The sequence below is a fragment of the Bacillus sp. IS1 genome, from assembly GCF_032461585.1.
In the GTDB taxonomy this organism is placed as follows: domain Bacteria; phylum Bacillota; class Bacilli; order Bacillales; family Bacillaceae; genus Bacillus; species Bacillus velezensis.
Genome location: NZ_JAWCWR010000004.1, coordinates 24327 through 39308, shown reverse-complemented (window position 1 = coordinate 39308; position 14982 = coordinate 24327). Strand labels below are relative to the sequence as shown.

Genomic DNA, 14982 nt, shown 5'->3' with positions numbered 1-14982 from the left:
GCCACCTCTCTTTCTAAACAACATGGGACACCCGTTTGTCCCTGATCATTTGCACCTTAATATTTTTTTGCGCGAAGATGAGAGCGAGTTTCCGTTCTTTCTCCGAAAGCGCGGCATTCGTTTCTTTCGCCAAAAACACCGTCATGTCAGCACGGCCGGGCTCAGCCTGTTTGAGAAGGTCTTCTGTAAGACTGCCCGTCACGACGGCAATGGAAGCTTTGCGGACGCGCGGATCCGCCAGCTCTTTTTCTAAACGCCCGCCTGCACCAGCTTCTTCCGATTCTGAAGCTGATGCCAGGTAACGCAGCATCTTTCTGAAATGCCGGTCTCCCTCCCCGACGGGAAATACGGTCCGGTCGCTCCCCAATGAAATAAACCCTGCGGGAGAGCCCTTCATAAACGCCGTGTAAAGCAGGGATGCCGAAGCTGACACCGCGGCTTCAAACGAAGGGGACGGCCTGCAGTCCAAAAGGAGAATCATATTCATACTCTGCAGCGGGTCAAATTCCTTCGTCATCAGCTCATTTCGCCGCGCCGATGTTTTCCAGTCAAGTGCGGAAAACCGGTCGCCCGGCTGATAATTTCTGACGCTCGCGGCCATTGCGGAGCGGTGTACCTGAAACGGAGCGCCGGCACCCGCTCCCTCTTCCCCGGATGCAGCCTGCAGCTTATAGTGAACAGACCCGTACGCCGGGAAAACCAGAACCGTATCCGTTACGGAAAACGACGCCGTCTTGTCCAAAAGCCCGAGAACATCCCCCGTCCGCACTCTTATCGTATGTAAATGATGCTCTCCGCGCGGCACCTGCGGCAGCTCATATTGTAACGTCAGCTTCCTTTGAAACCACGGAAACACGAGCTGTTTCGCACTGCGCCTCTCGCCAAGCGTTTCCGGCATCACATCTTCAATGACCATATATGTCAGCGGAAACGGCAGGCGCCTCGTCAGCCTGATGATGACAGACAGCCTGTCGCCTGAGGTTAACTGGGCGGAGGACACGTCACGCGTCACCTGAAACGCCCGCAGCGGGTACACAGCGACCAGCCCGGCGTAAACGGTAAACGGCAAAAACGCATAAAATAAAAACCAGCTCACAAATCCGCCCTGAAACATGGCATAAGAAAAGACAGCCGCCGTCAGTACGGCCAACATAAGCAGCTTCCAGCCATATAGAAGCCAATGCATCTTCTTTCTCATTAGCGGACCGACATCCTTTGGACGGGAACTTTTTCCGTTTGCATGATGTCTTCTATAACCGCTTCCGCCGTCACATCGTTAAATTTCGCCTCGGCGGTCAAGATCATTCTGTGCGGCAGCGTATACGGAGCCAAATACTGGACGTCATCAGGAATGACGTAATCGCGGTCATGAAGCAGCGCGTACGCCTGCGCGGCTTTCATTAATGAGATTGAACCGCGCGGACTTACGCCCAGATGTACGGACGGATGCCGGCGGGTATGCTGAGTAATGCCGACGATATACGCTTTAATTCCCTCATCCACCCGCACCTGCTCCAGTTTTTGCTGAAGGCTGATAAACTGTTCTTTAGAAATGACGGGCTCGATTGTTTCAAGCGGATTGCGCCCTTCCTGCAAAGACAGAACTTGAAGCTCTTCCTCGGCAGTCGGGTAGCCCATGCGCAGCTTAAATAAAAACCGGTCAAGCTGGGCTTCGGGAAGCGGATACGTTCCTTCATATTCAACCGGGTTTTGTGTGGCCATGACGAAAAACGGCTCAGCCAGCCGCATTGTCTTTCCGTCAATCGTGACATTCCCTTCCTCCATTGCCTCAAGCAGGGAAGACTGCGTTTTCGGAGAGGTTCTGTTAATTTCATCAGCCAGCACGATATTCCCCATGATCGGTCCCGGGCGGTATTCAAATTCCATCGTTTTCGTATTATAAATAGAGACACCCGTCACGTCTGACGGCAGAAGATCCGGCGTGAACTGAATCCTCTTAAAGTCAGCTCCGATCAGCTTGGCCAAAGCGCGGACCATCATCGTTTTTCCGACTCCCGGCACGTCTTCCAGCAGCACATGCCCTTTTGCAAGAATGGCGGCCAGACTGAGTATGGCGATATCCCGTTTTCCTATGATGATGTTTTCAATATGCTCAACGGCTTTCTCCAGCAGCGGATGCAGCTCTTCTTTATAAGCCATTCTTCTCCTCCTAGTCATCTCTCAAATTTCAATTATCGTAACCTAACTTTACCACAAAATATAAACAGTATAAAAAAACGTTTCCAGCGAATTGTTTCCAGTCTGAAAAAGGAAAAAGCCCCCTTTAGAAAGGAAGCTTTATTTCAGCTGGAGAGGCTCCATATGAACGTGTGAATGGTCAATGGCATGTTCCTCTTTCATCTTGCGTTCTACCTCATTTGCGATCTCATGACTCTCTTTAATGTTCAGATCAGACGGCACTTCAATGACGACATCAATATGAACGGAGCTGCCCAGATATCTCGCTTTAATATCTTTTAAACGGCTGACGCCCGCAATCTGTTCAATCGTCTTTTTATAATCAGAAATATGTTTGACATCAAAACCGTCAGTCAGCGAATGAGAGGATTCCTTAAAAATATCCCACGCGGTTTTGCAGATGATCAACCCGATGATAAACGCGGTAACCGTATCCACCCAAGCCAAATGGAACTGTGAAGCAAAAATTCCGATAAACGTGCCGATACTGACGAGCGCATCTGATTTATTATCAGCGGCCGCAGCTGAAAGGGCCTGGCTGTTTACCTTTTTGGCAAGCCCTTTCGTATAGCGGTAGACCATCAGCATCACGACGGCGCTCCCCGCGGCCGTCCAGGCGGCTATCATATCCGGCGTCTCCTCTTTAACGGAAAAAATAGATTGCGCGGCGCTGAACAGCACTTGCATTCCGACAAGCATCATAATAATGGAAGCGATGAGTGACGCGACGGTCTCTGCCCGAAAATGGCCGTAAGGATGATCTTCGTCAGGAGGTTTCTGAGAGATGCGCAAACCGATGAAAACAGCCGCAGATGCCACGATATCAGTCGTATTATTTAAACCGTCGGCCTGAAGCGCTTCTGAGTGAAACAAATAACCGATCACAAGCTTCACAGCCGACAATGCCGCATATGCGCCAATACTGACAATCGCTCCGGTTTCGCCTTTTTTCAATTCATGATATCTCTCCACTGAAAATCCTCCTTCCCGTTCAATTTTTCCTTCATTATCATACAAAGCGAAGACACAGTGGGTCTATAGAAACATGATTCACTTTCCACAGAAAAATAGTAAGCATAGAACATTTATGCGCTCAGGAAACTTATTTTTATTCACGAAACCCCTCTCATCCCAATCGTACCAAGGATTCTCGCCACCCTATGTTCATGGAATTATTTTCAAACCCATTAAAACACAAAAATAACAGAAAATTATTTCTTTTCCTTCCCGCACCTTCTGCTGTACGGACGAGAAAAAATGTCATATTTTCTTACATCACTTTCAACTGTCTGTGGCATTTATGATAGAATAATACTTGTCGGAATATTCAGCATAAACAAGCCAAAAGGAGGCAAAGAATGAATCAGCCTAACTCTTTATCAAAGGGATTAAAAACCCGGCATATGACTATGATTTCAATTGCCGGCGTGATCGGCGCCGGATTATTTGTCGGAAGCGGATCCGTCATTCATTCCACCGGACCCGGAGCGATTGTCTCCTACGCTTTAGCAGGATTATTAGTGATTTTTATTATGAGAATGCTGGGGGAAATGTCCTCCGTCAACCCGACAAGCGGTTCGTTTTCACAGTACGCGCATGACGCCATCGGTCCTTGGGCCGGTTTTACGATCGGATGGCTGTATTGGTTTTTCTGGGTCATCGTCATTGCCATTGAAGCCATTGCAGGCGCCGGAATCATACAGTACTGGTTCCCGGGCATTCCGTTATGGCTGACGAGTCTGCTTCTGACCGTGCTGTTAACACTGACGAATATTTATTCAGTTAAATCGTTCGGCGAATTTGAATACTGGCTTTCCTTAGTGAAGGTAGCGACGATCGTTGTCTTCTTAATCGCGGGATTTGCGTTCATTTTCGGAATCGTCCCCGGCAGCAAGCCGGTCGGGCTGGAAAATCTGGCGGGCAGCGGCGGATTTTTCCCTAAAGGTCCAAGTTCCGTTCTGCTCGGCATCGTCGTTGTCATTTTTTCTTTCATGGGATCTGAAATTGTCGCAATCGCAGCGGGAGAAACGTCAAATCCGGTCGAATCCGTCACAAAGGCGACCCGCTCAGTCGTTTGGCGGATCATTATTTTTTACGTCGGCTCCATTGCGGTTGTGGTCACACTGCTGCCGTGGGATTCAGCCAATATTTTGGAAAGCCCCTTCGTTGCCGTTTTGAGCCATATCGGGGTTCCCGCAGCCGCTCAAATCATGAATTTCATCGTCCTGACAGCCGTTCTGTCCTGCCTGAACTCCGGGCTTTATACGACGTCACGGATGCTGTATTCACTGGCAGAGCGAAATGAAGCGCCGCGGCGTTTTATGAAACTGAGTAAAAGAGGCGTACCGGTTCAAGCCATTATCGCCGGCACCTTTTTCTCCTATATTGCCGTTGTTATGAACTACTTTTCTCCCGACTCCGTATTCTTATTTCTGGTCAATTCATCAGGGGCGATCGCACTGCTCGTCTATCTCGTCATCGCCGTCTCACATCTGAGAATGAGAAAGAAAATCGAACGGACAAACCCTGAATCTCTTAAAATCAAAATGTGGTTCTATCCGTACTTAACCTACCTGACGATCATCGCCATTTGCGCCATCTTGTTATCTATGCTGTTTATCAGCTCAATGCGGTCTGAATTTCTGCTGACAGGATTTATTACTCTGCTGGTGCTTGCCTCATATGTATTCCGCAAAAAACAAAAACCGAAAGAGAGCGCTTCCGAAAGCCGGGTTGCGCAATAACCGCAAACACCCCCCTCAAAAAAGGGCGGGTGTTTTTTTAACCAACCTGTTCCAGGCAGCATTAACTGTAGTACAGGATTTCAATAAATGATAAGGACAGGATGAAAAATGGCACTAGAAAAATTTGCAGATGAACTGCCGATTATCGAAACACTCCAGCCGCAGAAGAAATCAGACGGCAGCACGTATTATGAAGTCACCATGAAGGAATGCTTTCACAAGCTGCACCGCGATCTCCCGCCGACCCGGCTGTGGGGGTATAACGGTTTATTTCCCGGCCCGACGATCGACGTGAACCAAGATGAGAACGTCTATATTAAATGGATGAATGACCTGCCGGATAAGCATTTTCTGCCTGTGGATCATACCATTCACCATTCAGAAAGCGGCCATCAGGAACCCGATGTCAAAACCGTCGTCCATTTACACGGAGGAGCAACGCCGCCGGACAGCGACGGCTACCCGGAAGCCTGGTTCACAAAGGATTTTAAGGAAACGGGTCCTTATTTTGAAAAAGAGGTATACCATTATCCAAACAAACAGCGCGGGGCTCTGTTATGGTATCACGATCACGCCATGGCGATTACGAGGCTCAATGTGTACGCCGGGCTTGCCGGGATGTATATCATCCGCGAGCGAAAAGAAAAGCAGCTGAAGCTTCCCTCCGGAGAGTACGACGTACCGCTTATGATTTTGGACCGCACGTTAAATGACGACGGTTCCTTGTCTTATCCGAGCGGACCTGCTAACCCTTCCGAAACGCTGCCCGACCCTTCCATCGTCCCGTTTTTTTGCGGAAATACCATTCTCGTCAATGGTAAAGCGTGGCCGTATATGGAAGTTGAACCGCGGACATATCGTTTCCGCATCCTTAATGCCTCCAATACAAGAACATTTTCTCTCTCGCTCAATAACGGCGGGAAGTTTATCCAAATCGGTTCTGACGGCGGACTGCTTCCCCGCTCTGTCAAAACACAATCTATCAGCTTAGCCCCGGCAGAGCGGTATGATGTGCTCATCGATTTCTCCGCCTTTGACGGAGAACATATCATTTTAACGAACGGCACCGGCTGCGGGGGCGACGCCGATCCGGATACAGACGCCAATGTGATGCAATTCCGCGTCACAAAACCGCTGAAGGGAGAAGACACAAGCCGTAAGCCTAAATATCTTTCAACAATGCCTAATGTGACATCAAAGAGAATACACAATATCAGGACGCTTAAACTCACAAATACGCAAGACAAATACGGCCGGCCCGTTTTGACGCTGAATAACAAGCGATGGCATGATCCTGTGACAGAAGCGCCGAAGCTCGGCACAACGGAAATCTGGTCGATTATCAATCCGATGGGGGGCACCCATCCGATACACCTGCACCTTGTCTCCTTCCAAATCCTTGACCGGCGCCCTTTTGACTTAGAGCGTTATAACAAATTCGGCGACATTGTGTATACAGGCCCCGCCGTCCCGCCTCCTCCAAGTGAGAAAGGCTGGAAAGATACCGTGCAGGCGCACTCGGGAGAGGTCATCAGAATCGCGGCGACTTTCGCTCCTTACAGCGGACGCTACGTATGGCACTGTCATATTTTAGAGCACGAAGATTACGACATGATGAGACCGATGGACGTCACGGATAAGCAGTAAACAAACATCCCCCCTTTTCTGAGAGGGGCTTTTTTATTTATCCAAAAAGAAAAAATAAGAAGACACTTATTTGCATATACTGTAATAACAGGAAGACGGTGCACCCTCATTGGAAATCTGGATAGAAAAAGGAATTAGGAGATTAGGGAAAAGTATGAGACAATGAAGGAGTGCACGAAAATTCATAAGGGAAGAAGTGACTTTATGTCTTACTACAACAAACGTAATCAGGAACCGCTGCCTAAAGAAGATGTCAGTACGTGGGAATGCACAAAAGAGGACTGTATCGGCTGGAGCAGAAAGAATTTTGCCGGCAGTGATACCCCGACTTGCCCCCTTTGCGGCAGTAAAATGATCGACGGCGTCCGTTCGTTGGTAAATCTCCAAAACAATAATCAAACGGCATCAAGTTAGACCTCCCTTTTACGAGTCTCAACATAGAGAAGGCCTCCATGTCTCATGAGAGGCCTTTGCGTTATCATGTCCTTTTATGATGCAAAGGAGCAATGAACATGAAAAACGATCGGCAGCAGAAAGATCTGAAGGAAATGGCAAAACGGCGGAAAATGAACCTTGCCGCACAGTCATTCATCGAAACGCTCCATTTTGCCGTTCCGATTCTCCGTTTTTTCAAATGGCTCGCCTCAGCCGCAGCCAGCTTTGTTCATTAAAAAACACCCAGCAGGCGCTGAGTGTTTTTTTCATGATTGGATGACGGAAAAACTGTTGATAATGCCGTTGTCATTTTCCCAGACTTTTTCGCATTTTTTCGTATCCAAATGATAAGCATAAATGGTCCGGACCTTCGCATTCCGCCCCGTTTCATCCTTCAGACGCTTAGCGCCTTTTGCTTCCGCCATGAAATAAATGATGCTGCCGTCTTTAGAAAACTGAGGCTGGGCATCAATCAGCGGAGCGAAGTCCTTCCCGTTTGAGATAATCGTTTCATCTTTTTTCGTTTTGACATTCATCAGACGGATGGACGCTTTTTGTTCCGTCCCTTTTTGAGTATAAGATGTAAAGACAAGATTCTTTCCGTCCGGTGACACCGCCACGTCGCTGATAAACTGTTCAAGGTTTGTCAGATCCTGAAGGTGTTCGCCCGCTCCTGCTGCAAACCGGATATTCGTCGGTTCAGGGTCAATCCCCTTCTCATTTGCCTCATCCGTTTTTTGATAATCCTCTTTTACGGAATAATGCAGAAGCGCAAAATCGTTTTGGCTGCGGTTATAAAAGAAGCTGCTTACACTGTCGTCTTTCTCATCGGCGGCGGGATACAGATTTTCATAACGTTTCGTTTTCAAATCAAAAGATGCGAGACGGAAAATATCTTCATCCGCTTTTCCGAGACGGAAATAAATGTGCGTCAGATCCTTTGATAAAAACAAACTGTCAGCGCTTGCCGTTCCTTTATAAAGCACCGTCTTCTTTTTCGTCTTCAGATCAAGCTTATACAGACGCATCTCATTTTGGTCATTATTCCCGACAAAATAGAGCACCTGATGGGCATCATCCAGCGCAAACGCCGGATATGCCGAAAGCTTTTCCTCGTACAGCACGCGGCCGTCCTCGTAATATTTCGTCATCAGATCTTTGTCTGTAATGGAAACAAGCAGCTTGTCATGACCGCCGGAGACAACGGCTTTTCCGCCGCCGTCGCTTTTTCCTTTAATCAGTAAAACGGCCGCGATGACCGCCGCCGCCAAAACGGCGGCCAGCAACATCCAGATCCATCGTTTCTTCTTCATTATCAATCTCTCCGTCAATCAGAAAAAGCAAGAATCAGTGTCCTTGCTTTTTAAGATGGTCTATTTTAATAGCTGTAGTGTCCGGATACTCTTCCTTTGCTTAATGGATATCCGAGCGCTTTGAACGCTTTCGGGCTGACATCCAATACGGCATTCGGCAGACGGCCTACATCATTTTTGTATACGGTGATAACCTTTTTCGGTTTTGCTTTCGCATAAGCTCTGATTTTCGTTCCGTTTCTCGGAACGTCAAATCCTAATTTTGTCGCGCAATCCCAGTGTCCCAGTTTTTTACCGGAAGATCCTTTTTTACCGACTCCATTATACCATGTAATATTTCCGTTCACTTTTTTAGCACTTGCATCAGAAGAGTAACTGATCGCTCCCAGCGTGCTTCCTGCTAAAATCAATAAGGCTAAGAATAACTTCTTCAAGCTTTCGTCCTCCTGATTCTTTATTCTAGGCAAAATTATACACCAGAAAGACGATTATAATATTTCAATCACTTTACATGTTCATTACAACGTGATGAGACATGCACATAACGACGGCACAATTTCCTGTTCTATATAATTCCATGGTAAATTATACTACAAAATTTAATTCATTAGCGTTATAATATTCATAGAGTATTTCTGCATTCAATATGGACTTTTTATAAGGCCTATTGATAGTTGCATAATATGATATATTTTGAGAAATCAGGCTTTAGGAAGCAGGCACTTTATTCCTTTTAACCGTGGTTCATATTGATCATGTACCTATACTCGTTTCAATCAGACTAGGAGTGATAATCAATGAAAGCGGCAAGATGGCACAATCAAAAAGACATTCGAATCGAAAACATTGATGAACCTAAAGCAGAACCGGGTAAAGTCAAAATTAAAGTCAAATGGTGCGGGATTTGCGGAAGCGACCTTCATGAATATTTGGGAGGCCCGATCTTTATTCCGGTCGGCAAACCTCATCCGTTAACAAACGAAATGGCGCCCGTCACGATGGGTCACGAATTCTCAGGAGAAGTCGTTGAAGTGGGCGAAGGCGTCAAAAATTACAGCGTCGGCGACCGAGTCGTCGTGGAACCGATTTTTGCCACACACGGACATCAGGGAGCCTATAACCTTGATGAACAAATGGGATTCTTAGGCTTAGCCGGAGGCGGCGGCGGATTTTCTGAATATGTATCCGTTGACGAAGAATTGCTGTTTAAGCTTCCTGAAGAGCTTTCTTACGAACAGGGCGCGCTTGTTGAGCCGTCAGCGGTAGCGCTTTACGCCGTCCGCCAAAGCAAATTAAAAGCGGGCGACAAGGCGGCAGTTTTTGGCTGCGGACCGATCGGGCTGCTTGTGATTGAAGCCCTGAAAGCGGCCGGCGCCACAGATATTTACGCGGTTGAACTTTCACCGGAACGTCAGGAAAAAGCGAAAGAACTCGGCGCTATCATCATTGATCCGTCAAAAACGGACGATGTCGTTGAAGAAATCGCTAAACGCACAAACGGCGGCGTTGATGTTTCTTATGAAGTAACAGGCGTTCCTGTCGTTCTCCGCCAGGCGATCCAGTCAACAAACATTGCCGGTGAAACGGTTATCGTCAGCATCTGGGAAAAAGGAGCGGAAATTCATCCGAACGATATCGTCATCAAAGAACGGACCGTAAAAGGCATTATCGGATACCGTGACATCTTCCCTTCCGTTCTTGCACTGATGAAAGAGGGCTACTTCTCAGCAGATAAGCTCGTCACGAAAAAAATCGTGCTCGACGACCTGATTGAAGAAGGCTTCGGCGCTTTAATCAAAGAGAAAAACCAAGTGAAAATCTTAGTCAAACCGAACTAAACCGTTCGCTGAATATCAGACACATCCGAAAAAGAGCCGTTCCGGCTCTTTTTTTCATCTCATCGTCTTTCCTTCCTTTTCCTTTTAAAAATGATCCCCTCTGCGCAAACTATTTTTTACCCTGTCCCGTCTATCCTTAGGCAGCAGCCTATGATACGTATTTTTAAAAAAGGAGCCCTTTGAAGCAATGAAGAACGAAACAGCCAAAGCGTCGCTTGTGACGTGCATAACTGAGCGCAAGGAAGACTTTTACCGGCTTGCGTACAGTTACGTAAAGAACAAGGATGACGCGTTAGATATTGTTCAGGAATCAATTCAAAAAGCGCTGACATCGGTCGAATCCGTCAAAAACCCCGATGTGATCAAAAGCTGGTTTTATAAAATTTTAGTGCGCACGGCCATTGATTTTCTCCGCAAACAGAAAAAACTGAAAGTGATGGACGATGAAACGATCGAGTTTTTAAGCCGCGGAAAGGAAGATCACTACAAGGACACAGACCTTCACGAAGCGCTCGATGACCTCCCGCATCAATATAAAACCATTATCATTCTGCGTTTCTTTGAAGACCTGAAATTAGAAGAAATCGCGGACATCACGGGGGAAAACATCAACACCGTCAAAACACGCCTTTATAGGGGGCTGAAGCTCATGCGCATTCAGCTGACGAAGGAGGATCTTTCTTAATGGAAAAGAGATTAGAACAATTAAGAGAAGAGTATAAAAGTGTGCCCATTCCTAAGGAACTGGACAGCATTGTCGAAAAAGCCCTTCGGCAAAAACCGAAGAAAAAACGAATCGTGATGTGGCCGACATCCGCGGCAGTCGCTGCGGCCGTCTTATTTACCGCCGTTGTCAATATCAATCCGGATGCCGCACAAGCCATGTCTAAAATCCCCGTCATCGGCAAAGTCGTCCAAGCCATCACATTCACGGAGATGAAGGAAGAAAAGAACCAATCAAGCATTGATGTGAAAACGCCCGCTCTGTCCGGACTTTCCGATCATAAACTCGAAGACAGCATCAACCGGCATTATATGAAAGAAAGCAAAGAGCTGTATCAGGAATTTATGAAGGCGACCTCAAAAAGCAAAAAAGGCCACCTCAGTATTTACAGCGATTATGAAACCGTTACTGACACAGCGGATCTGATCTCAATCCGACGTGATATCGAAAAAACGCAAGCTTCCTCTTATACACAAAGCCGTTACATCACGATCGATAAAAAGAATGAGGCCGTACTTACGTTAAAGAGCTTATTTAAAGATGACCGTTATATTAAAGTCATCAGCCAAAATATTAAAGAACAAATGAAAAAACAGATGAAAGAAGATCCGAATAAAATATACTGGGTCGAAGATGATGATATGACGGAGCCTTTTAAAGCCATCCGCGCCGACCAGAATTTTTATATTACAGATAAGCACAAACTTGTTATTTCATTTGACGAATATGAAGCGGCACCCGGATATATGGGCGTTACAGAGTTTACAATACCGACCTCCGTCATCTCCAAGCTGCTTGTCGGAGACCGCTACATCAGATAAAGAAAGAAAAAAATCCATGATATCCGCAGATCATGGATTTTTTCTTTCGTCCCGCAACAGCCAAGATGCACAAGGGACCCTTTTCATATAACAGACGCCGGACGGGGGCTGAAAAGTTTAAGAAAATCACAGCATTTCATTCATTTTTTCTGAAACAAAATCCCCTTCCGAATGCGTCTAATTAACGGAACAAATGGAAGACTGTACAGAAATCTGCCATAGCCATCCGCAAAACAGCGAGAATTTCCGCGCACATTATTGGAGGAATACCATGTCAGACAAGTCACTGCATCACCGCTATATTCCCGGACTGGATGGACTTCGCGCCTTTGCCGTCCTCGCAGTTATCGCATATCATCTGAATTTTAACTGGGCCGACGGCGGTTTCATCGGTGTTGATATCTTTTTTGTTTTATCGGGGTATTTAATTACATCTATTATATTGCCTGCCCAAGGCAATGCCATCACCCTTGATTTGCGTGATTTTTGGGTGCGCCGGATCAGGCGGCTTCTGCCGGCGGCTTATCTCATGATTATCACGACGGTCATTTGGGTCGTATTGTTTAACAGCGAGCTCCTGCATACCGTACGCGGAGATGCGGTCTCCTCACTTTTTTACATAAGCAATTGGTGGTTTATCTTTCATCAACTTTCTTATTTCGACAGCTTCGGCTCCCCTTCGCCATTAAAAAACCTTTGGTCGCTGGCGATTGAAGAACAGTTTTATATCATATGGCCCTTCCTGCTGCTTGCGGGGATGTACATATGTAAAACACGGGCCCGGCTTGCGGCCGCGGTCATGTTCCTCGCGTTATGTTCAGCAGTCGTGATGAGTATGATGTATGTGCCCGGCGGAGATCCGAGCCGCGTTTATTACGGGACGGATACCCGCTCATTTGAATTGCTGATCGGCTGCGCTTTAGCTTTAGTGTGGCCGATGAAACGATTATCTTCCAAACGGCTGCCGAGCAGCATGAAACACCTGCTTCACGGGACGGAGCTTGCTGCTTTTGCCGCGCTGCTGCTTTGCGTCTTTTACACGGATGAATATGAACCCTTCCTGTACAAGGGCGGCATGCTTTTGATCAGCATCACCGCAGCGGTTCTTGTCGCATGTTTATGCCATCCGAGCAGTTTTTTGGGACATGTCCTTTCATGGAAGCCGCTTCGCTGGATCGGAACGAGATCATACGGAATCTATCTTTGGCATTACCCGGTTATCGTACTGAGCACACCCGTACAGGAAATCGGAAATCCGGTTTATTGGCACTGCGCCGTCAGAATCGGCGCCACTTTCATTCTTGCCGAGCTATCTTACCATTTCATTGAACAGCCGATCCGCACTGCGGGCTTCCGGCCATTTTTACGCCGCGTGTTTCTGAACCGCTTTCTGGAATGGAAGACGTCCTCTGTCATCAGCAGAATGTCGCTCGGCCTTATTCTTGCCGCCATTCTCGTATTTGCGGGCGGGCTGTCAGGGATAGCCGAAGAGAAAAAACAGCCGCAATGGACGTACGCGCAAAATGATCAGCAAGAAACCGCCGCCTCTTCGCACAAAACGGCCGATCACGATCAGCCTGCAATAGAAGAAGACAGCAAGAAAAAACACGGCGGCGAAAAAACGGACACCGCGTCAGACAAAAACAAGAAAGAACCAACAGACAAATCAAATACAAAGAAAAACGAAGAGAAAAAGGAACGGTCATCTCAAAAAACGGCTGATTCAAAACAAACACAGCCTCAGCAAGACGTGCTGGCCATCGGTGACTCGGTGATGCTGGACATTGCGTCATACCTGCGGCAGTCCCTCCCTCATGTCACCATCGACGGAAAGGTAGGAAGACAAGTCTCTCAAGCACTCCGGCTCACTTCGGAATATGCGTCATTTAATCAGCCGAACAAAGCGGTCATCATCGAGTTAGGGACGAATGGCTATTTCACAAACAGCCAAATTGAATCACTGATCAGCTCCTTTTCAAAAGCCGATATCTATCTTGTCAACACACGTGTGCCGCGGCAATGGGAAAGCAAAGTAAACGAATCATTGCGCCGGCAGGCCGAGTCACGGAAAAATGTGACGCTTGTCGATTGGCACGCAAAAGCATTGCAGCACCCTGAATACTTCACACCGGACGGCGTCCATCTCATACCTGAGGGTTCTAAAGCGCTGACATCTCTCATCGTTCAAACAATGAAATCATGACAAAAAAAAGAGGCCCCAAAAAGGCCTCTTTTTCGTATATCGTCAGGCAAGCTTCTGTCCGCAATTCGGGCAAAAATTCGCGCCTTCCGTTTTCGTTCCGCAGTTCGGACAGAATTTCGGCTTATCCGCTCCTTCCGAGCCGTTCGCCGGTGCCGTCCCCTGATTCTGCTGACTTTGATCTTGCTGCGGCTGGTTCTGCTGATTTTGATTCATTTGGTTCATCATTTGATTTGCCACATTCATTCCCATCATCATGCCCGCCATGTCGGAGGCGGCGCCGCTTCCGTTCATTTTGCCGGATGACATTCCGTCCGTCATGGAAATCTGCTGATAGCGGTTCACATCGCCCACCATGCCGTAAGAAGCGTTTTTCGTAATCATATCCTGAACTTCCTGCGGATAGTTAAAGCTCATAATATTGAAGCCCGTAATCGACATGCCGTCTCCGATCAGCTGCATATCAAGATCTTCTTGAATCCCTTTTCCGATTTCAAAGGAATTCGACTGCAGATTGAACATGTCTTTTCCTTCTCTGGTGATCCATTTCATCAAAAGCTGATCGAGAATAGACGTAATCCGGATTTTAATGTCCTCCACTAAATAGCTGTCTTTGACACCCGCAATCTTATCAATCAATCCGATGTAGTCAATGACCTTGAAGTTAAATGTGCCGTTTGCGCGGATCGGCATACCGCCCGGCATACCTGCCGCCGGAATGTTGATAGCGTTTTTTGTGCCCCACTTCACGGTGAACTCCTTCGTATTCACAAACAGCACTTCAGCCCGCATGCCGCTGTTAAAACCAAACTTAAACCCTTTTAGTGTAGATAGAAACGGAATGATTTCTGATTCGATATCATAATCGCCGTCATCACGGAAAATCCCTTCAATCTTCCCATTGTATAAAAAGATGGCATCCTGTCCCGGCCGGATGATCAGACGGCTGCCTTTTTTAATTTCACGGTTATTCCATTTATAGAAAACCATGTCGTCTCTGAATTCTTCCCATTCCACCACATTTGCTAACTGATTTCTGAAAAAACCCATGTATGCTCAAA

General features: G+C 47.1%; 14 protein-coding genes. 8 read left to right on the top strand and 6 right to left on the bottom strand.

Features of this window, described 5'->3' with window-relative positions; translation table 11 throughout:
* Window positions 1–13: 13 nt before the first annotated feature.
* The 3 genes from RUW00_RS15575 to RUW00_RS15565 all read right to left on the bottom strand — a co-directional run bounded on the left by RUW00_RS15575 (window position 14) and on the right by RUW00_RS15565 (window position 3171).
* Entirely contained in the window at window positions 14–1198 is a 1185-nt protein-coding gene (locus tag RUW00_RS15575) for a DUF58 domain-containing protein (RefSeq protein ID WP_280144907.1), read from the bottom strand.
* On the bottom strand, window positions 1198–2160 hold the full coding sequence (locus tag RUW00_RS15570; protein WP_315956665.1) for an AAA family ATPase: 963 nt from the start codon (window positions 2158–2160) through the stop codon (window positions 1198–1200). The genes RUW00_RS15575 and RUW00_RS15570 overlap by 1 nt, the downstream gene beginning before the upstream one ends.
* Window positions 2161–2298: 138 nt before the next feature.
* Complete coding sequence (locus tag RUW00_RS15565; RefSeq protein WP_014417084.1) at window positions 2299–3171, bottom strand: cation diffusion facilitator family transporter; 873 nt, start codon at window positions 3169–3171, stop codon at window positions 2299–2301.
* Between the two features lie 386 nt (window positions 3172–3557).
* On the opposite strand from RUW00_RS15565, the gene gabP reads away from it, so the two are divergent.
* The 4 genes from gabP to RUW00_RS15545 all read left to right on the top strand — a co-directional run bounded on the left by gabP (window position 3558) and on the right by RUW00_RS15545 (window position 7261).
* Window positions 3558–4943 carry a GABA permease gene (gabP, locus tag RUW00_RS15560; protein WP_012116987.1) on the top strand — a complete coding sequence of 462 codons (1386 nt, stop codon included), beginning with the start codon at window positions 3558–3560 and terminating at the stop codon, window positions 4941–4943.
* A gap of 108 nt (window positions 4944–5051) precedes the next feature.
* Window positions 5052–6590 (top strand): outer spore coat copper-dependent laccase CotA, encoded by a 1539-nt coding sequence (gene cotA, locus RUW00_RS15555; RefSeq protein WP_014417082.1) that lies wholly within the window; start codon window positions 5052–5054, stop codon window positions 6588–6590.
* Between the two features lie 204 nt (window positions 6591–6794).
* Window positions 6795–7004 (top strand): cold-shock protein, encoded by a 210-nt coding sequence (locus RUW00_RS15550; protein WP_007408879.1) that lies wholly within the window; start codon window positions 6795–6797, stop codon window positions 7002–7004.
* 98 nt (window positions 7005–7102) lie between these two features.
* A complete protein-coding gene (locus RUW00_RS15545; RefSeq protein WP_003155794.1) occupies window positions 7103–7261 on the top strand; it encodes a hypothetical protein in 159 nt (52 codons plus the stop codon).
* A gap of 30 nt (window positions 7262–7291) precedes the next feature.
* Here RUW00_RS15545 and RUW00_RS15540 read toward each other — a convergent pair whose 3' ends face one another.
* On the bottom strand, window positions 7292–8338 hold the full coding sequence (locus RUW00_RS15540) for a TolB family protein (protein WP_012116984.1): 1047 nt from the start codon (window positions 8336–8338) through the stop codon (window positions 7292–7294).
* Window positions 8339–8403: 65 nt separating this feature from the next.
* Entirely contained in the window at window positions 8404–8772 is a 369-nt protein-coding gene (locus RUW00_RS15535; protein WP_007408877.1) for an RlpA-like double-psi beta-barrel domain-containing protein, read from the bottom strand.
* 363 nt (window positions 8773–9135) lie between these two features.
* Here RUW00_RS15535 and RUW00_RS15530 point away from each other — a divergent pair, with 363 nt between their 5' ends.
* The 4 genes from RUW00_RS15530 to RUW00_RS15515 all read left to right on the top strand — a co-directional run bounded on the left by RUW00_RS15530 (window position 9136) and on the right by RUW00_RS15515 (window position 13924).
* Window positions 9136–10176, top strand: coding sequence for a 2,3-butanediol dehydrogenase (locus RUW00_RS15530; RefSeq protein ID WP_007408876.1), 1041 nt, complete (start codon window positions 9136–9138; stop codon window positions 10174–10176).
* Window positions 10177–10363: 187 nt separating this feature from the next.
* Window positions 10364–10861, top strand: coding sequence for an RNA polymerase sigma factor SigV (locus tag RUW00_RS15525; protein ID WP_003155802.1), 498 nt, complete (start codon window positions 10364–10366; stop codon window positions 10859–10861).
* Window positions 10861–11721 (top strand): anti-sigma-V factor RsiV, encoded by an 861-nt coding sequence (gene rsiV / locus RUW00_RS15520; RefSeq protein ID WP_021495203.1) that lies wholly within the window; start codon window positions 10861–10863, stop codon window positions 11719–11721. Before RUW00_RS15525 ends, rsiV begins: the two co-directional genes overlap by 1 nt.
* A 271-nt stretch (window positions 11722–11992) precedes the next feature.
* Complete coding sequence (locus RUW00_RS15515) at window positions 11993–13924, top strand: acyltransferase family protein (RefSeq protein WP_280144905.1); 1932 nt, start codon at window positions 11993–11995, stop codon at window positions 13922–13924.
* Window positions 13925–13966: 42 nt separating this feature from the next.
* Here the strand turns inward: RUW00_RS15515 and RUW00_RS15510 are convergent, their stop codons facing one another.
* On the bottom strand, window positions 13967–14971 hold the full coding sequence (locus RUW00_RS15510) for an SPFH domain-containing protein (RefSeq protein WP_014417078.1): 1005 nt from the start codon (window positions 14969–14971) through the stop codon (window positions 13967–13969).
* Window positions 14972–14982: the final 11 nt, after the last annotated feature.